We start from the raw sequence: 17975 nt of genomic DNA, 5'->3' as shown, positions 1-17975 counted from the left end.
GCTCGCGAAGATCATTGGAAAGAGGTCGAGTCATCAGATGCTGGCCTCCATTCCAGCCAGCATCTTGAATCACAAAACCGACTGATCCGGAATCCCTTCGATTCCATCAACTCGTGAACCGCTCTAGCCCCGAGGTGACGGCGAGCTTGAGGCCGCCGGTGGTGTCGCTGGTATAGGCGACACGATAGGCAAGACCGCGCTGCTCAAGTGATTTGACGGCAAAATCCTTGCACCAGCCGGCCCGGTTGTAGAGCGCGATCGGCACCGGCCGTTCCTCATGCATGTGATGCAGGGCCGATGTCACCCACACCGTCGGATCGTGCATCAGCACCTCGCCGCCTGACGGGTCCTGCCATTCGAACACCACGCAGAGATCGAGTTCGCCGGCGGCGAGCGCCGCCATCTGGGCGCCTGAATGCGCGTAGCGCACGGTGACCTCGACCTGTGTGTGGCGTTTCGAAAAAGCGCCGAGCGCGCGCGACAGGATGGCGTGGCCATATTCCTCCGGAATACCGATGCGCACCGGCCCGCCCAGCGGCGCCGCCGCCATTGACGCCGCCGTCTCGTCGAGCAGCGCGACGATGCGGCGGGCATTGACGATAAGTTCGCCGCCACGCCGCGTCAGGGCGACGCCACGTGAACCGCGCTCGAACAGGCTGTCGCCGACCAGCTCTTCGAGCTTCTTCATCTGCATCGATACGGCCGACTGGGTGCGGCCGGCCTGCTCGGCGGCCCTCGTGAAATTGCCGGCCTCGGCGATGGCGACGAAGGTGCGCAGGAGATCGCTGTCGAGGGTTGGCCGCATCGCATCCGTCATAAGCAAAGTTGATTGCTGGCATCATTCCAATTCGTTTGCAACATGTCAAACACCGGGCGATAGTCGCCTCACCCATTGGATATGCGGCCGCGAAATCGGCAGCGGACCAATCAAAGAGTCCTCACTCGTGCCCGCTGCCCGAAAACGGTGGCGGGTTCTTTTTGATCTGGAGGGGGTCGCCGGATCGTACGTGCGGGAGCCTGGACGCGGATGCAGAATAGGATGGTGCGCGGCATCCTGAGCCTGTGCCTGGGCGTGCTGGTCTTTTCGCTGCAGGACCCGCTCGTCAAAGCCGTGTCGAGCGGCTACCCGGTGACCGAGGTGATGGCGATCCGCTCGATCATCGCCCTGCCGATCCTGATCCTTCTCGTCCATGCCGATGTCGGGCTTCGTGCCATCCTGTCGCGGCGCTTCGGCATGCTGACCATGCGCGCCTTCATCCAGTTCACGTCCTACACCGTCTATTACCTGGCCATCGCCGCCCTGCCGCTGGCCGACGCCGTGGCGCTTTATTTCATGGCGCCGCTCTGCATCATGGCGATGGCCGGCCCCTATCTTGGCGAGCGCGTTTCCTGGCAGACGCTGGCAACCGTGCTGATCGGCATGCTTGGCGTCCTGGTGATGCTGCGCCCCGGCGCCGGACTGTTCGACTGGGCGGCCTTGCTGTCGCTGGGCTCGGCCGTGCTCTACGGCTTTTCGCAATTGATGGCCCGCAAGATCGGCGACACCGAATCCTCCACCGTGATGGCCTTCTACCAGAACGGCGCCTATCTGACCGGCGCGGCCGTGGTCGCCGGCACGTTCCACCTCGCCGGCATAACCCACGCCGTCCACCCGAGCCTCGAATTCCTGGTGCGGCCGTGGATCTGGCCGACACTGCCGGATTTCCTCAAGATGGCGGCGTGCGGTTTCGTCGCCTCCGCCGGCATGATCCTGCTCTCGCAGGGGTACCGGCTGGCTCCGGCCAACCGCGTCGCCACCTTCGAATATACCGGCATCCTGTGGTCGCCGCTGTGGGGGTTCCTGTTCTTCGCCGAGGTACCACGCTCGACGACCGTGATCGGCGCGGCGCTCATCATCGGCGCCGGCCTGCTGGCGCTCAACACTGACCGGCGGACCAGCCCAGCGCCGGCGCTTGTCGCCAGGGATCCGGCCTGATCAGGCGAAGCAGATCAGCGCCCGTTCGACGCGCGAACGGATCTCGGCCAGCGTGAAGGGCTTTTGCACGACATCGAGGATAATGCCGTTCAATTCCTCGGCGCGCTCGCGCTGGTCGGCATAGCCGGTCATCAGCATGATCTTCATCGCCGGGAAAAGCGCTGCGGCCGCAACCGCCATCTCGATGCCGTCCATCTCCGGCATGCGGATGTCGGAGACGACGAGATCATAACTACCATGTGCGGCCTTGATCAGCGCCAGACCTTGCGCGCCGTCGGCGGCGATATCGATTGCGTGGCCGGCGCGTTCGAGTGCGCGGGCTGCGAGGGTGCGGACGGACTCATCGTCCTCGACGATCAGAAGCTTTGCCATGGCCGGCATATTTGGCGGGCAAAAGTTGACTTTTCCTGAAAGCGGAACCGGTCGGCAAGTCTTTTTGGAAGCCGCTCAAACGTCGCCCTTGACGACACCCACGAACGGCAGTTCGCGAAACGCATGCGAGACATCCATGCCGTAGCCGACGACGAAATAATCGGGGCAGTCGAAGCCGACATAGTCGGCATTGAGCGCGGTCTGGCGGCGCATGCGCTTGTCGAGCAGCACGGCGATGGAACAGCTTTTCGCGCCACGCGACAGCATCAGGTCGCGGGTGAAGCTCAGCGTCTTGCCCGATTCCAGAATATCGTCGATCAACAGCACGTCGCGGCCGGCAACCTCGTTGTCGATGTCGCGCAGCACCCTCACCTCGCCGCTGGTGGTGCCGGCGCCATAGCTGGAGATGAAGATGAACTCGACTTCCGGCGACAGGCCGACATCGTGCATGGCCCGGATCAGGTCGGCGGCGAAGATGAACGAGCCCTTCAGCACCGAAATCACCAGCAGATCGTGATAGTCGTGCCCGGCGATCTCCTTGGCGAGTTCGAGATTGCGCCGCGCGATCGCCGATGCCGAAAACAGGACTTCGATGTCCTTGCCGCGTACGATGGGCATAGATGCTCTTCCCCGGTGATCGCCTACTCGGCGAAAGTAACCAAAACGGTTCTTATGCCGTTCTTAGGCACGTCGAGCCGGCTGGCAAAGCCGAATCTTTCGCCGGATGCCAGCAAGCGGCCGGATGTCCCCAACGTATAACGGATTGTGCGCCCGTCTTTGCCCGTCACCCGGATCTCGAGCGGCGGCAGGGTCGCGGGGCTCGTCCCGTCGTTCGCGGCCTCCCCATCGACGAACAGCACCGGGTTCGTGCCGGAGGCGTCGACACGTGACGTGACGCCTGAAATGGTCAGCGCCGACGCTTGCGCGCCGGCGAGGAACGGCGCCTGGCGCACCAGCGCATGGCCGCCTGACACCCAGAAGGCGGCAAGAGCGGCACCGACGCCGGCGATCCAGAAGATCGGACCTCCGCGTGATGCCGGCGGCCGTTTCGCTGGCGCTTCCGGCTTGCGCAGCATGTCCATGCCCTCGATGGGCGGGGTGACGATCGCACGCGGCGGTGGGGAATCGCTTTCCACCGCAGGAGCAAGGCGCGGCATCACTTCATAGTCGGCATCGATGATATCGGCCGCCGGACCGCGCACGATCCCGTCCGCCACGGCAATTGCCGGTGGATCGGTCATGATTTCGCCGGAAACCGGGCGCGCGGTTCGCTGGTCAGCCATCATGGCCCAGTATTGCACCTGTTCGCTTTTCGTTTCTTTTGCGTAAACACAAATGGTTAACGCTTCCCCACCGGAGCTGTCGTGACAAGCCGAAACAACCCAGGAATTAACCGCCGGTTAACCATGCCGGCCGATGGTCTTTTCGTAGAACAGGCCGGCTCGCCGCCGCCAGGAATTTCAGGTCGCCGAAATTGATTCGCTTCGAAAATGTCGGCCTCCGCTATGGCATGGGTCCGGAAATCCTCCGCGACATCTCCCTGCACATACCGGAGCGCTCCTTCCAGTTCCTGAGCGGGCCTTCGGGTGCCGGCAAGACGACGTTGCTGCGCCTTTTGTTCATGTCGCTGAAGCCGACGCGTGGACTGATCACCATCTTCGGCAAGGACCGCTCGCGCATCTCACGCACCGAACTGCCGCACCTGCGGCGGCGCATCGGCGTGGTGTTCCAGGATTTTCGCCTGCTCGACCACATGACCACCTATGAGAATGTTGCTTTGCCATTGCGCGTGCGCGGGCGCGAGGAAGCGAGCTACCGCACCGATGTCACCGAACTGTTGAAATGGGTGGGGCTCGGCGAACGCATGCATGTGCTGCCGCCGGTCCTGTCAGGCGGCGAGAAGCAGCGCGCCGCGATCGCGCGCGCCCTGATCGAGCAGCCGGAGATCTTGCTGGCCGACGAGCCGACCGGCAATGTCGATCCGCCGCTGGCGCGGCGGCTGCTGCGGCTGTTCATCGAACTCAATCGCCTCGGCACCGCCGTGGTGATCGCGACCCACGATCTTGGCCTTATGGAACAGGTCGACGCGCGCCGCATGATCCTGGCCGGCGGAAGGCTTGATATCTATGACTGAGCTATCGGCTGACCATTTCGAGGAGCAGGATGCCGAGGCGGTCGAGGCAAGACCGCGCGCCCAGCGCAAGATGGCGCCGATCGTGCCCGCGCAGAACATTGCCGGCCGCGCCCTGGTGCTGGTCATCGCTATCATGACCTTCCTGTCCTGCCTGACCTTCGGCGCGGTGACGCTGGTGCGCGACACGGCCTCGGTTTGGGAAAACCAGATCTCGCGCGAGGCGACCATCCAGATCAAGCCGGCCGACGGCCTCGACATGGAGGCAGCGCTTAGCCAGGCCTCACAGATCGCCGGCGAATTCCCCGGCGTGAAGTCGACCCGGATCATCGACCGCGAAGCGACCGCCAGGCTCTTGGAGCCCTGGCTGGGATCGGGCCTCAACATCGACGAACTGCCGGTGCCGCGGCTGATCATCGTAACCATCGACGAGAACAGTCCGCCGGACTTCGCCGCCATGCGCGCCGCGATCACGCCGAAGCTGCCGAGTGCATCGCTTGACGACCACCGCACCTGGGTCGACCGGCTGGTGGCCATGGCCCGCACCACGGTGACCATTGGCGTCGCCGTTCTGGCCCTGATGCTGTCGGCAACGGTGCTGACCGTGGTGTTCGCGACCCGTGGCGCCATGGACGGCAACGGCCACATCATCGAGGTGCTGCATTTCGTCGGCGCCGAAGCGCGCTTCATCGCGCGCGAATTCCGCCGGCATTTTCTGGTCACCGGCATGAAGGGCGCGGCCGCCGGCGGAGCGGCGGCGGTGCTCGTCTTCATCGTGTTTTCCTGGTGGTCGTCGCGCAATATGGCAACGCCGCAGGCCGATCAGGCGACCGCTTTGTTCGGCAACTTCGCCATCGGCTCCGCGGGCTACCTAGGTGTCGTCCTGATGGTGCTGGTGATTGGCGCGCTGACGGCGGCAACTTCGCACGCCACCGTCGTCGCCTATCTCAGCGACATCGACGTTCGCCAACCCGACGCATGAAAGGAACTCGTCTTGGCGTGGATGGAAAGAGCGCGATCACGGATGGAGAATTCGCGTAACGCAAAGTGCGTCTTTTACCTATCAAAGGCCGCATTTCGGGATTAACCATATGGCTATGGACGTGCGGGACTCGACCGGGACGGCTGGACAGCTGCCAGTGGTGGTTGCCCGTTGGCGCGGCCATGGCAGGCTTAGCCGTTTAAGGACCGCTCTGCGTCTCTCCGCTGTCTCCCTGTTTGTGCTCGCAACAGTGTTCGCTGGCGGTTTCGGCTGGTTTGCCAGCAAGGTCAGCCATCTGACCACGCCCGCCAATCCGGCCAAGGCCGACGCCATCATTGTGCTGACCGGCGGCCAGTCGCGCCTCGACGCGGCGATGGAGTTGCTGGCGTCCGGCAAGGGCGAGCGGCTTTTGATCAGCGGCGTGCATCCCTCCGCCAGCCGTCGCCAACTCCAGGCGGCGACCGGCGGCGACAAGAAGCTGTTTTCCTGCTGCGTCGACATCGACCGCGCCGCGCTCGACACGATCGGCAATGCCGAGGAAAGCGCCAAATGGGTGGAAAACCATGCCTATGGCACGGTGATCCTGGTCACCAACAATTATCACATGCCGCGCAGCCTGCTGGAGATGGGCCGGCTGCTGCATGGTGCCAAGCTCGAACCCTACCCGGTGGTCAATTCCAACCTGGATAATGGCAATTGGCTGACCAAGCCGCGGGCGGTGCGCGTGCTGTTCACCGAATACACCAAATACCTGCTGGCGCTGGCTCGCGGCATCATCCCGCTGAAGCCGACGCCTGAAGGCATCGCGCTGGCCGAGACCGCCGCCGGCGGCTGAGCCCGCGTCATTGCTTGGCGCCAGCCCCTGAAACGCCTTTGAGGCGCGCGACCTCCTGCTCAAGGTCCTGGATGCGGCGGTCGCGCTCGCCAAGCGCCGCCGCCACATCAGCCGCCTCGAAGCGCTGCGGTATATGTTGCGGGCAATTGGCATCCCACGCCGAGACGGTGAACAGGATGACCTGTTCGGGACGCGCCTTGTAGTCCGGCGGCATCAGCCGCGCCTTCAACCCGGCGTCGTTCTCGACAACGCGTGCCGTGCCCCAGATCTTGATGCGCTGGCGCATCATGTAATCGATCAGGAACAGGAAGGCCCTCGGATTGTCGACCAGATTGCCCTGCGTGATGAACTGCTTATTGCCGGAAAAATCCGCGAAGCCGATCGTCTTCTCGTCGAGCACCTTGAGAAAGCCGGCAGGGCCGCCGCGGTGCTGGATGTAGGGCTGGCCGTCGCCATTGGCCGTCGACAGGAAGACGCTGGTCTGCATTTCGATGAAGGCGGCGAGGTCCGGTGTGATCGCCGACTGCCAGCCGCCGCGCTCCTCGACGCGGGCGTAGGACTGACGCGAGCCCTTACGCGCCTGGATCGCCTTGACCGTCGGCGTGAAGGCGACATCGCTCGTAAAAGCGTGTGCGTTCATCGAAACCTCCTTGCATGAAACGTTTCTAAAGGCCGAGCTCCGACAACGTCGGATGGTCGTCCGGTCGCCGGCCGAGAGGCCAGCGATATTTGCGCTCGGCCTCGGCGATCGGCAGGTCGTTGATGCTGGCGATGCGCAGCCGCATCAGCCCGTGCACGTCGAATTCCCAGTTCTCATTGCCGTAGCTGCGGAACCATGAGCCGCTGTCGTCGTGCCATTCATACGCAAAGCGCACGGCGATGCGGTTGCCGTCGAAGGCCCAGACTTCTTTGATCAGACGGTAGTCGAGCTCGCGTGTCCATTTACGCGTCAGGAACGCCTGGATCGCATCGCGGCCTTGCAGGAACTCGGCCCGGTTGCGCCAACGGCTGTCCGCCGTATAGGCGAGCGCCACCCGCGCCGGATCGCGCGAGTTCCAGGCATCCTCGGCCATGCGCGCTTTCTGTGCTGACGTCTCGGCGGTGAAGGGCGGGAGCGGCGGGCGGCTCTCAGACATGGATTTCCTCTGCGGCATGAAGGGTTGGGGCCGACGGGCACCGCCGCCCCCCTTTTCCGGATTCAGGCAGCATCGCGGGCGGAAACAACCGGAAAATCGATCTCCGTCTGGGCAACCTCGTTGATATAGTTGGTCCAGACGTTCAGGGCGACATGCTGGACGATCTCGATGATCTCCCCGTCGTCATAGCCCGCGAGCCTGACAGCGGCGAGATCCTCCTGGCCGACATGCCCGCGGCTTTGTGCTACCCCGGCGGCAAAACGCACCGCTGCGGCTGCCTTGGGATCCGTGGAGCCGCCATGGCGGTTGGCGATCATCTCGGCATCGTCGAGCCTTGCAAGGTTTTTGCCGAGATAGGTGTGGGCGGAGAGACAGTAGTTGCAGCCATTGATCTCGGCGATCGCCAGCGCGATGCGCTCGCGCGTCGGCGCCGGCAGCCGGCCCTTGGCCAAGGCTCCCATTATGCCGAGGTAGCCTTCCAGCGCGGCCGGACTGTTGGCGACCATCCGAAACAGGTTCGGGACGACACCAAGTTGTTTTTCCACCGCCTGCAGCATGGGCAGCGCGGCGACGGGAGCGTTTGCGATGGACGAAGGCGTGGCAATGCGGGGCATGGAGATTTCCTTGTTGAGGTACCCCGCCTATATGCAGCCTTCCATCTTGCGGATGTAGATGCCATATTTGCAATCAACCCTTCCATTTTCTGGAAGAAAAGATGGATCGTCTCGAAGCCATGTCCCTTTTTGTCGCGGCAGCGGAAGGCGGCAGCCTTTCCGCCGCCGCGCGCCGTTCGGACGTTCCGCTGGCAACGGTCAGCCGCAAGGTCTCCGATCTGGAGCGCCATCTGAAGACACGCCTGTTGAACCGCTCGACGCGGCGGCTGACACTGACCGATGCGGGCCATGCCTATCTCGCTGCCTGCCGCCGCATTCTCGACGAGGTCGGCGACGCCGAACGCACCGCCGGCGGCGAATACAGCGCCCCGACAGGGGAACTGATCATCACCGCGCCGATCGTCTTCGGCCGCCTTCACGTGTTGCCGGTTGTCACCGAGTTCCTCGCCGCCTATCCCCTGGTGGATATCCGCCTCACGCTCGGCGACAGGATAAGCCAGTTGGCCGAAGACCATATCGACCTCGCCGTCCGCATCGGCAGGCTGCCGGATTCGCGGATGGTCGCCATCAGGGTCGGCTCGATCGGTCATATTGTCTGCGCAAGCCCGGCCTATCTGGCCGGACACGGCATTCTTGGGGCGCCGGGAGAGCTCGATACGCACAGCTGCATCACCTTCGAGGGCCTTGGCTCGCTTGCCACCTGGACCTTCACCGTGGACAAGGCTGATTTTGTCGTGCCGGTCCGCTCAAGGCTTCGGGTCAACACCGCCGAGGCGGCGATCGATGCGGCGATCGCCGGGGTCGGGTTGACCCGGGTGCTTTCCTACCAGATCGTCGCCGCCGTACGATCAGGAACGCTGCGCCCCGTGCTCAGGGATTTCGAACCCGAGCCTTGGCCGGTTAACCTGGTGCATGCGGGCCAGGGCCGGCTGCCGGTAAAACTGCGCGCCTTCCTCGACTTCGCCGCCCCACGCCTGAGGGAACGGCTGGCGCAGGCGACCTGGTAGCACGGGCAGTATCGCACCGTTTCCTTTTTCCCCGCGCTTGGTGTAACCAACGCACACTTCCTCACCGGACCTCCCTCATGCTTTATGTCAGATCGCTGGCGTTCAATTTCGTCTTCTACGTCAATCTGATCGTCCAGATGATCCTCTGGACCCCGTACTATTTCCTGTCGCCCCGCCACCGCGCCTGGTTCGTGCCGAAATTCTGGTCGCGCACCTCGATGTGGCTCTATGACAAGATCGCCGGAACGACAAACGACATCACCGGGCAGGAAAACCTGCCCGAGGGCTCCTTCATCCTGGCGCCCAAGCACCAATCGTTCTGGGACGCTATCGCCTTCTTTCCTTACCTCCAGGACCCGCTTTACATCCTGAAGCGCGAGCTGACCTGGATCCCGTTCTTCGGCTGGTATATCTTGAAGATGCGCATGATCCCGGTTGATCGCGGCAGCCGCTCCAAGGCGCTGAAGGCCGTGGTCGCAGCGACCAAGGAAGAGATGGCGCGCAACCCGCGCCAGTTGATCATCTATCCCGAGGGCACGCGCCGGGCGCCGGGCGACGAGCCGGCCTACAAATACGGCATCGTTGAAATCTACACCCAGCTTGGCGTTCCGGTGGTGCCGGTCGCCCATGTCGCCGGCCTCTATTGGCCGCGCCGCAAGTTCCTGCGCTATCCCGGGACCGTCAAGGCGCGCTTCCTGCCGCCCATACCGCCTGGTCTGGGCAAGGACGAGTTCATGGCGCGGCTGATCGGCGAGACCGAGGCTGCCTGTGACCAGCTTCTCGTCGAGGCATCGCGCGCCCCCAATCCGCCGGCCCTGCCGCCAACGGCGATCAAGCGGCTTCGGGAATTGGGCGAGAAAGCTTGAGACGACGGCCTTCCGGTCACGCAGTCAACCGTGCACCGCCAGCGCCGTGGTCAGCAGCAGCGTCGCGGCAAAAACCAGATTGATGATCCGCGAGGCGACAGGCCGGCGCAGGAAGCGCGAGAACGCCGCACCGGCAAGAAGCCACACGGCGTGGATGACAACGATCATCACCGCGAGAACAGTCAGTTTCGTCCACAGCCGGAGCTCGGCATCGCCCGCGCTCGACGAAGCACCCGCGAACACGGCGGCGATCGCCACATACGCTTTCGGGTTGGCCACCGCGAGGAGAAAACCGGCCAGCCATGTCGGGCGCGACGCGTCGGCGGCGCGTACGGCCAATGGCGGGGCGGTGGCGATCTTGAAGGCGAGATAGAGGATGTAGGCCGCGGACGCGCCAACCAGCAACGGCGCCAGCTTCGGCATCGACCCAAGCACCGCCATGACACCGGTCGCCACGGCCAGCAGCACGGCAATCGTGCCCAGGACGATGCCGCCGGTATAGCGTAGCGAATCGCGCAGGCCGAAGGCGGCGCCAACCGCGGTGACGCTTATCGTCGCCGGCCCCGGGCTACCCATGACCACGGTGGCGGCCAGCAACAGCGCAAGCAATTGGCGCCAAAGCTCCGGCTGCCAAACAAGCGATCCGGCCATATGATCCTCCGCCTGCACCCCCGTGCGAAGGGACGGTATGGCAAGGCATGAGGATCGTCTTGGACGTTCGTGCGTTCCGCTTTGCCGGCCGCCTCAGGCGCTGGCTTTGTCGAGTTCGGCCATGTCGTCCGCGCTCAATTTCAACGACACCGCCTTGATCAGGCTGTCCATCTGGCTCGGCTTGGTGGCGCTGGCGATCGGCGCGGTGACGCCTGGCCGCGCGATGGCCCAGGCAAGCGCCACTTCCGCCTGCTTGGCCGAATGCCTGGCGGATACGGCGTCGAGCGCCGCCAGAATGCGCATGCCGCGTGGATTGAGATAGCTGCCGACATCCTCCCCGCGCTCGCTCTGGCCGAGATCGGCTTCCGTGCGGTACTTGCCGCTGAGAAAACCCTTGGCCAGACTGAAATAGGTGATGACGCCGATATCCTCGGCCACGCAGAGGTCGCGTAGCGGGCCATCGAAGGAGGAACGGTCGTAGAGATTGTATTCCGGCTGCAGCACCTCATAGCGTGGCAAGCCGCGCAGGCTTGCCACGTCAAGTGCCGCGCGCAACTGGCCGGCATCGAGGTTAGAACAGCCGGCATAGCGGATCTTGCCCTTGGCGAGCAGTTTCTCATAGGCGCCGAGGGTTTCCTCATAGGGCGTGGTCGGATCCGGCCAGTGCGACAGATAGAGGTCGATGAATTCTGTCCGCAGCCGCTTGAGCGATGCGTCGACGGCCTTTTCGATATAGGCGGCCGACAGGTCCTTGTGGCCCTGCCCCATGTCCGAGCCGACCTTGGTGACCACCACGACCTTGTCGCGATTGCCACGATCCTTCATCCATTTGCCGATGATGGTTTCCGATTCGCCGCCCTTGTTGCCGGGAACCCAACGCGAATACGCGTCGGCCGTATCGATGGCATTGAGGCCCGCGCCGACGAAGCGGTCGAGCAGGTCGAAGGAGGTTTTCTCGTCAGCGGTCCAGCCGAAGACATTGCCGCCCAGAACCAGCGGCGCGATGGAAAGGTCGGTACGACCGAGACGGCGTTTCTGCAAGACGGATCTCCGTGATGATTGGGACCGGGCGATGCCGCCCGATGGCTGGGTTCGGAGCCTAACCTAGGTCCTGCCGCATCGAGGTCAAAGGCCTGGCCGCCTTTTTCCGCAGAGCCAGCGCTTCACGAAGTCGCTATCCGGCGCGCCACATCCTCCAGCCAGTGGTCGCGGATATCGAGCGCTTCCAGATGCTTGAGCGTGCTCAGCACATAGTCCTCATTGTTGCCGGATCGGCCGACCGCGCCGCGCACCAGGGCCGCCGCATCCGCCGCATCCAGCGCCCCGGCATATTGCTCATGCCTGCGGTCGACGATGTAGGCCATGGCTTGGACCGCATCGCCGCCGTAGAGTCGCACCTTGAGCGTGCGTTCGAGATAGACGCTGGTGACGAGCTCGCGCTCGCGTAGATACGCAATGACCTCGTCGCGCAATTCGCCAGGCACGCGGAAAGCAAGGCCGACGCAGGAACCGCCATGGTCGAGGCCAAGCACCAGTCCGGGCCGCTGACGCGTGCCGCGGTGCACGAAGGAATAGACGCAAAGCGAGCGGCGATAGCCATGCAGGTGGGCGCGTCGTGTCTCGACATGCGCGAAACCCGGCCGCCAGATCAGCGAACCGTAGCCGAACACCCAAAAATCGCCCATATCAACGCGCCTGATTGCAAAAAGAATGGCAACACCGCACCGGAAACCGGTGTTTTTTCCGCCCGTGTCCGTCTACCTATTCGTCTCTGTCCCCTGGTGTTGTCGGAATCGAGAATCCGTCCACACCATCCATGCGTTAACGAGAGCCAAAGCATGACGTCAAGTGACGAACGCCAACCGGGTAGCCGTCGCCGCTTGTGGTGGCTTGCCGCGTTCATCCTGGTGCTGTTCGCCATCTACAGCGCCGGCTGGTTCTATATGGCCGACAGGGTGAGGTCCGAGGCCGACAAGGCGGTTGCCACGCTCAACAAAAGCGGCATCGCGGCCGGCTGCGCCAATCTCCAGGTCGGTGGCTATCCCCTGAGCTTTGCCGTCTCTTGCGACAACCTCGCTTACGAGGACGATGCCAAGAACATCGCCGCCTCGGCCGGTAGTTTCAATGCCACCGCCCAGATCGTCCAACCCTTGTCGCCGGTTGCCAGTCTGCGCGGTCCGCTCCGGACCTCCGTCCCGGGCATGATGCCGCTCTGGATCGACTGGGACAATCTGCAGGCCAACGTCAAACTGTGGTACCCGCTGCCGCGGCGCATATCGCTGCAGGCCGAGGGCCTGTCAGGCCAAACCGACCCGGCCGACGACACCGATCCGGTCGAACTGTTCAGTGCTGGCAAGGCATCAGGCCAGTTGCAGCCGAATGGCGGGGATCTCGACTATGTCGGCAGCTTTGGCGATCTCGAGATCGATCCCGACGCGATCGGCGGGCGCGTGCTGCCGGCGCTCGATGCCAGTGGCGACGTGACACTGAAGAACGGCGTCGCGGTGATCGGCACGCAGGTGAAAAGCCTGCGCGGCCAGAGGATCGAAATCCGCACCCTCGATCTGTCGTCGGGAACGGCGCGTGTCACCGTTTCCGGGCCGCTTTCGGTCGATCCCGAGGGCCTGGTCGACGCCGATCTGATGATCAGGATCAAGGATCCCAAGGCCGTGGCATCCATTCTTGCCGGCGCCATACCCGAGCAGAAGAATGCGATCGAGCAGGGTTTTGGCGCCCTGGCGCTGCTTGGCAGCGAACCGTCGATGCCGCTGAAAGTGGTCAAGGGCAAGGCCTCGCTCGGCTTCATCCCGCTGGGCAAGATCAAGCCGGTGCAATAGTCTCGCCATGGCAAGACCCGTGAAGCTCCTGAGTGTCGGGGCGCTGACGCTGGATACGATCCTGCGTGTCGATACATTGCCCCATCATCAGGGAAAGTTCATCGCCTCCGACGGCATCCAGATCGCCTCGGGCATGGCCACGAGCGCGGCCTGCGCCGCGCATCGTCTCGGCGCCGAGGTATCGCTATGGGCGAGCGCCGGCGACGATCCGGTCGGCGATCAACTGATTGCGGGAATAGAGGCCGAGGGCGTCGATTGCAGCCATGTGCGCCGCGTCAGCGGCGCGCGCTCGGCACTGGCCTCGATCCTGGTCGATGCGCATGGCGAGCGGATCATCGTGCCTTTCTACGACACGCGCGCTCAGGCTGATCCCGAGGCCTTGCCGTTCGCCGACGTCACGACATTCGATGCCGTCCTGGCCGACGTGCGCTGGCCGGGTGCCGCTGCCCTGGCCCTGAAGGCGGCGCGCGCCGCTGGCCGGCCGGCTATCCTCGATGCCGATACCGCGCCGCTTGCGGTGCTGGAACAATTATTGCCGCTGGCCTCGCACATCGTCGCCTCCGAACCGGCAGTCCGCATCATATGTGGCCACGCGCTGGATCCGGAGACCGCCTGCACCGACCTTGCCGCCCGCACCGATGCCTTCGTCGCGGTCACCGGCGGTGCGGCGGGAACCTGGTGGCTCGATCGAAGCGCTGGATCAGCCCGCCATGTCGAGGCACCGAGGATCAAGGCGGTCGACACGCTGGCCGCCGGCGATGTCTTTCATGGCGCCTTTGCGGTCGGGCTGGCGGAAGCCATGCCGGTCGAACAGGCCTTGCGTCTCGCAAGTGCGGCCGCCGCGCTCAAATGTCTGCGCTTCGGCGGCAGGCTGGGTGCGCCGGATCGGGCGGAGACGCTCGCCATGATGGCAGCGACCTGGCCTGAAACAGCTTAGCTCTTTACCGGGTGCTCGATCGCCTGGCGGCCGAAATCGGGCGCGTCGATATCTTGGCCGGCTTCGATGATCGAGCGGCGCACGGCGCGGGTACGGGTGAACAGGTCGAACAGCTTGTCGCCGTCCCCCCAGCGGATCGCGCGCTGCAGGAAGGCCAAATCCTCCGAGAACCGCGCCAGCATTTCCAGGATGGCATCCTTGTTGTGCAGGCACACGTCCCGCCACATGGTCGGATCGGAGGCGGCCAGACGCGTGAAATCGCGAAAACCGGAGGCGGAATATTTGATCACTTCCGTCTTGGTCACCGATTCCAGATCGTCGGCGGTGCCGACGATGTTGTAGGCGATGATGTGCGGCAGATGCGAGACGATGGCGAGCGTCATGTCGTGATGCTGCGGGTCCATCGTGTCGATGTTGGCGCCGCAGCGGCGCCAGAATTCCGAGAGCCGTTCCAGCGCTTCCGGATCGGTGCCTGGTACCGGCGTGAAGATGCACCAGCGATTGTCGAACAGGTCGGCAAACCCGGCATCCGGTCCGGATTTTTCGGTGCCCGCCAGCGGGTGGCCGGGAATGAAATGGACGCCATCAGGCACATGCGGTTGCATCTGCGCGATGACCGACGCCTTGGTCGAGCCGACATCGGTGAGGACTGCCCCCTTTTTCAGCGCCGGCGCGATTTCCTGCGCCACCGCGCCGGACGAACCGACCGGCACCGAGACGATGATCAGATCGGCGTCGCGGACCGCTTCCCTGGCAGCCGTGGTGTAGGAATCGCCGAGGCCCAGTTCTTCGGCCCGCTTGAGCGTTGCCGCGCTGCGGGTCGAGATGGCGACGTGGCGAGCCAAACCCTCACGGCGAATGACGCGGGCGAGCGACGAACCGATCAGGCCAATGCCGACTAGCGCGATTTTTTCAAACATCGGAGATGTCATGGTTTCTAGCTTTTCAGGAATGTCGTGAGCGCGGCGACAACGCCGCGATTGGCCTCTTCAGTGCCGACGGTCATGCGCAGCGCGTTGGGAAAGCCGTAGCCTGAAACGCCCCGCAATATATAGCCGCGCGCGCTCAGATACTCATCAGCAGCCGCCGCCGAATGCTTCTGGTCGTCGGGAAAATGAATGAGCAGAAAATTGCCGACGCTCGGCGTCACCCGCAGTCCGAGCCCGGTCATCTCTTCGCTCAGCCAGGTGAGCCAGGTCTCGTTATGCGCCACGCTGCGCTCGACATGGGCGCGGTCGCGGATCGCGGCGATGCCGGCTTCGATCGCCGTCGCATTGACGTTGAAGGGGCCGCGCACGCGGTTGATGGCGTCGACAATGTGCATTGGACCATACATCCAGCCGATGCGCGCGCCGCCGAGGCCGATCTTGGAGAAGGTGCGCGTCATCACCACGTTCTCAGCGCTGCCGACAAGTTCTATGCCGGCTTCATAGTCGTTGCGGCGGACATATTCGGCATAGGCCGCGTCGAGCACCAGAAGCACGTTTTTCGGCAGTCCGGCATGCAGCCGGCGCACCTCCTGGAACGGCACATAGGTGCCGGTCGGGTTGTTGGGATTGGCCAGGAACACTATTTTCGTGCGCGGTGTGACAGCCGCCAGCATCGCATCGATGTCGGCGCGCTCGTCGGTCTCCTTGACCACCACCGGGGTGGCGCCCGCCGACTGGATATAGATCTTGTAGACCATGAAGGCGTGTTCGGTGAACATGGCCTCGTCGCCGGGCGCGAGATAGGTCTGCGCCAACAGGCCGAGGATCTCGTCGGAACCGTTCGAGCAGATGATGTTCTGCGCGTTGAGGCCATGCACCTCGGCGATCGCCTCGCGCAACCGCCTGGCGGTGCCGTCGGGATAGACGTCGAGTTTGTCGGCGACCTCACGCGCGGCCTCGATCGCCTTCGGCGAAGGCCCAAGCGGATTCTCGTTCGACGACAGCTTGTAGACCTTGGCGACACCGGCCGGCGCCGTGCTCTTGCCGGGCACGTAGGCGTCTATGTCCATGATGCCCGCGCGCGGGGTCGGACGTGCCTGATCAGGTGTCTGGTTCATTTTTGCAAAATCCGTCGAAAACGCCTCCATCCGGAAGCCGCTGCGGAAATACAAGCCATGGCAGGCAATGTCGAGGGGCGGCAGTGGTGCCGGCCGCCGGCATTGACGGCGAGGCGGGTGAGTTCTAGAAGGACAGGGACAGTTCCGTGGTGATTTGGCCGGTCGGCTTGCAGCCACGTTAAACAATTCGCTAAAGGGCCGTTTGCGTGACGTAACCGGCTTTGCGAAGGCAATGCCGGTTTTTTATTGTCCGCGACCGGCCGGACGAACGCATCGGCGGCGCGGAGATCGGCAGCGATTTCCGCAAAAGCACGGCGCAGCAAGAGAGACGTGATGGCTGTTTTGCGTGCAGGAAAGACCAACAACGAGGCCGACCAACCGTCGAGCCCGCTGTTGCGTTTCGGCCCCGACAAGCCGCTCAAGCTCGACGCCGGCACGCTGCTGTCGCCATTCCAGATCGCCTACCAGACTTATGGCACGCTGAACGACGCCCGTTCCAATGCCATCCTCGTCTGCCATGCGCTGACCGGCGACCAGCATGTCGCCAGCACCAATCCGGTGACCGGCAAGCCAGGCTGGTGGGAAGTGCTGATAGGCCCCGGCAAGATCATCGACACCAGCCGCTTCTTCGTCATCTGCTCCAACGTCATCGGCGGCTGTCTTGGTTCCACCGGGCCGGCCTCGACCAACCCCGCCACGGGAAAGCCCTATGGGCTCGACCTTCCGGTCATCACCATCCGTGACATGGTGCGTGCGCAGCAGATGCTGGTCGACCATTTCGGCATCGAGAAGCTGTTCTGCGTGCTGGGCGGTTCGATGGGCGGCATGCAGGTGCTGCAATGGGCGTCGAGCTATCCCGAACGGGTTTTTTCGGCACTGCCGATCGCCACCGGCGCGCGCCATTCGTCACAGAACATCGCTTTTCACGAGGTCGGCCGGCAGGCCGTGATGGCCGATCCGGACTGGCATGGCGGCAAATATTTCGAGCACGGCAAGCGCCCGGAAAAGGGGCTGGCGGTGGCGCGCATGGCCGCCCACATCACCTATCTGTCGGAAGCCGCCCTGCACCGCAAATTCGGCCGCAACCTGCAGGACCGCGAAGCGCTGACCTTCGGCTTCGATGCCGATTTCCAGATCGAGAGCTATCTGCGCCACCAGGGCATGACCTTCGTCGACCGTTTCGACGCCAACTCCTACCTCTACATGACACGATCGATGGATTATTTCGACCTCGCCGCCGACCATGGCGGCCGGCTGGCGGACGCCTTTGCCGGCACCAAAACCCGCTTCTGCCTGGTGTCCTTCACGTCGGATTGGCTGTTTCCGACCGAAGAGAGCCGCTCCATCGTCCATGCGCTCAACGCCGCCGGCGCCTCGGTATCCTTCGTCGAGATCGAGACCGATCGCGGCCACGACGCCTTCCTGCTCGACGAACCGGAACTGTTTGCCGCCATCAACGGCTTCATCGGCTCGGCCGCGCGCGCCAGGGGGCTGGGCGTATGACCCCGAAAAGTTGCAGACTTTTCGGACCAAGGTCATGCGCCAAACAGAAAGGCGAAGCCATGACCCCGAAGAGTTGCGGACT

20 protein-coding genes, 1 pseudogene and 1 riboswitch are annotated in these 17975 nt (G+C 63.9%); of the genes and pseudogenes, 9 read left to right on the top strand and 12 right to left on the bottom strand.

Features of this window, described 5'->3' with window-relative positions; all coding sequences use genetic code 11:
- Positions 1-124 precede the first annotated feature (124 nt).
- A pseudogene (locus O7B34_RS18125) lies at positions 125-805 on the bottom strand (LysR family transcriptional regulator); the annotation flags it as partial.
- Between the two features lie 222 nt (positions 806-1027).
- Here O7B34_RS18125 and O7B34_RS18120 point away from each other — a divergent pair.
- The gene (locus O7B34_RS18120; protein ID WP_337147321.1) at positions 1028-1975 is read left to right on the top strand and encodes a DMT family transporter; all 948 of its coding nucleotides are present in this window, start codon (positions 1028-1030) and stop codon (positions 1973-1975) included.
- Here the strand turns inward: O7B34_RS18120 and O7B34_RS18115 are convergent, their stop codons facing one another.
- The 3 genes from O7B34_RS18115 to O7B34_RS18105 form a co-directional block, all read right to left on the bottom strand.
- Positions 1976-2347 carry a response regulator gene (locus tag O7B34_RS18115; protein WP_337147319.1) on the bottom strand — a complete coding sequence of 124 codons (372 nt, stop codon included), beginning with the start codon at positions 2345-2347 and terminating at the stop codon, positions 1976-1978.
- A gap of 75 nt (positions 2348-2422) precedes the next feature.
- Positions 2423-2965, bottom strand: a complete 543-nt coding sequence (gene hpt, locus O7B34_RS18110; RefSeq protein WP_027143486.1) for a hypoxanthine phosphoribosyltransferase — start codon at positions 2963-2965, stop codon at positions 2423-2425.
- Positions 2966-2988: 23 nt separating this feature from the next.
- A complete protein-coding gene (locus tag O7B34_RS18105) occupies positions 2989-3633 on the bottom strand; it encodes a hypothetical protein (RefSeq protein WP_337147318.1) in 645 nt (214 codons plus the stop codon).
- A gap of 188 nt (positions 3634-3821) precedes the next feature.
- Between O7B34_RS18105 and ftsE the strand changes: the two genes are divergently transcribed.
- From ftsE to O7B34_RS18090, 3 genes are all read left to right on the top strand, one after another.
- Complete coding sequence (gene ftsE, locus O7B34_RS18100; protein ID WP_010911739.1) at positions 3822-4481, top strand: cell division ATP-binding protein FtsE; 660 nt, start codon at positions 3822-3824, stop codon at positions 4479-4481.
- Entirely contained in the window at positions 4474-5460 is a 987-nt protein-coding gene (locus tag O7B34_RS18095; RefSeq protein WP_337147317.1) for a cell division protein FtsX, read from the top strand. Before ftsE ends, O7B34_RS18095 begins: the two co-directional genes overlap by 8 nt.
- 109 nt (positions 5461-5569) lie before the next feature.
- Entirely contained in the window at positions 5570-6295 is a 726-nt protein-coding gene (locus O7B34_RS18090) for a YdcF family protein (protein WP_337147316.1), read from the top strand.
- Positions 6296-6302: 7 nt separating this feature from the next.
- Here the strand turns inward: O7B34_RS18090 and O7B34_RS18085 are convergent, their stop codons facing one another.
- From O7B34_RS18085 to O7B34_RS18075, 3 genes are all read right to left on the bottom strand, one after another.
- Positions 6303-6935, bottom strand: a complete 633-nt coding sequence (locus tag O7B34_RS18085; RefSeq protein ID WP_337147314.1) for a pyridoxamine 5'-phosphate oxidase family protein — start codon at positions 6933-6935, stop codon at positions 6303-6305.
- Positions 6936-6960: 25 nt separating this feature from the next.
- A complete protein-coding gene (locus O7B34_RS18080) occupies positions 6961-7431 on the bottom strand; it encodes a nuclear transport factor 2 family protein (protein WP_337147313.1) in 471 nt (156 codons plus the stop codon).
- A gap of 62 nt (positions 7432-7493) precedes the next feature.
- Entirely contained in the window at positions 7494-8045 is a 552-nt protein-coding gene (locus O7B34_RS18075) for a carboxymuconolactone decarboxylase family protein (RefSeq protein WP_337147312.1), read from the bottom strand.
- 101 nt (positions 8046-8146) lie between these two features.
- Here O7B34_RS18075 and O7B34_RS18070 point away from each other — a divergent pair, with 101 nt between their 5' ends.
- Together O7B34_RS18070 and O7B34_RS18065 are read left to right on the top strand one after the other, a co-directional pair.
- Positions 8147-9052 (top strand): LysR family transcriptional regulator, encoded by a 906-nt coding sequence (locus tag O7B34_RS18070; protein ID WP_337147311.1) that lies wholly within the window; start codon positions 8147-8149, stop codon positions 9050-9052.
- 77 nt (positions 9053-9129) lie between these two features.
- The gene (locus O7B34_RS18065; RefSeq protein WP_337147310.1) at positions 9130-9918 is read left to right on the top strand and encodes a lysophospholipid acyltransferase family protein; all 789 of its coding nucleotides are present in this window, start codon (positions 9130-9132) and stop codon (positions 9916-9918) included.
- Between the two features lie 24 nt (positions 9919-9942).
- Here the strand turns inward: O7B34_RS18065 and O7B34_RS18060 are convergent, their stop codons facing one another.
- The 3 genes from O7B34_RS18060 to O7B34_RS18050 all read right to left on the bottom strand — a co-directional run bounded on the left by O7B34_RS18060 (position 9943) and on the right by O7B34_RS18050 (position 12254).
- Complete coding sequence (locus tag O7B34_RS18060; protein WP_337147308.1) at positions 9943-10569, bottom strand: LysE family translocator; 627 nt, start codon at positions 10567-10569, stop codon at positions 9943-9945.
- 93 nt (positions 10570-10662) lie between these two features.
- Positions 10663-11610 carry an aldo/keto reductase gene (locus tag O7B34_RS18055; RefSeq protein WP_337147306.1) on the bottom strand — a complete coding sequence of 316 codons (948 nt, stop codon included), beginning with the start codon at positions 11608-11610 and terminating at the stop codon, positions 10663-10665.
- A gap of 122 nt (positions 11611-11732) precedes the next feature.
- Positions 11733-12254, bottom strand: coding sequence for a gamma-glutamylcyclotransferase (locus O7B34_RS18050; RefSeq protein WP_337147305.1), 522 nt, complete (start codon positions 12252-12254; stop codon positions 11733-11735).
- A gap of 153 nt (positions 12255-12407) precedes the next feature.
- On the opposite strand from O7B34_RS18050, the gene O7B34_RS18045 reads away from it, so the two are divergent.
- Both O7B34_RS18045 and O7B34_RS18040 read left to right on the top strand, forming a co-directional pair.
- Positions 12408-13406 (top strand): DUF2125 domain-containing protein, encoded by a 999-nt coding sequence (locus tag O7B34_RS18045; protein ID WP_337147303.1) that lies wholly within the window; start codon positions 12408-12410, stop codon positions 13404-13406.
- Positions 13407-13413: 7 nt separating this feature from the next.
- The gene (locus O7B34_RS18040; protein WP_337147302.1) at positions 13414-14343 is read left to right on the top strand and encodes a sugar kinase; all 930 of its coding nucleotides are present in this window, start codon (positions 13414-13416) and stop codon (positions 14341-14343) included.
- Here O7B34_RS18040 and O7B34_RS18035 read toward each other — a convergent pair.
- Complete coding sequence (locus tag O7B34_RS18035) at positions 14340-15275, bottom strand: prephenate/arogenate dehydrogenase family protein (RefSeq protein WP_337147301.1); 936 nt, start codon at positions 15273-15275, stop codon at positions 14340-14342. The two genes, O7B34_RS18040 and O7B34_RS18035, sit on opposite strands and share 4 nt — an antisense overlap.
- Positions 15276-15280: 5 nt before the next feature.
- Entirely contained in the window at positions 15281-16390 is a 1110-nt protein-coding gene (hisC, locus tag O7B34_RS18030; RefSeq protein WP_337147300.1) for a histidinol-phosphate transaminase, read from the bottom strand.
- Between the two features lie 136 nt (positions 16391-16526).
- A riboswitch (SAM riboswitch) is annotated at positions 16527-16604 on the top strand.
- A 119-nt stretch (positions 16605-16723) separates the two neighbouring features.
- Between hisC and metX the strand changes: the two genes are divergently transcribed.
- Complete coding sequence (gene metX, locus O7B34_RS18025; protein WP_337147299.1) at positions 16724-17893, top strand: homoserine O-acetyltransferase MetX; 1170 nt, start codon at positions 16724-16726, stop codon at positions 17891-17893.
- Positions 17894-17975: the final 82 nt, after the last annotated feature.

Source organism: Mesorhizobium sp. Cs1299R1N3 (genome assembly GCF_037179625.1).
GTDB lineage: Bacteria > Pseudomonadota > Alphaproteobacteria > Rhizobiales > Rhizobiaceae > Mesorhizobium > Mesorhizobium salmacidum.
This window is presented reverse-complemented; position numbering and strand designations above follow the sequence as displayed.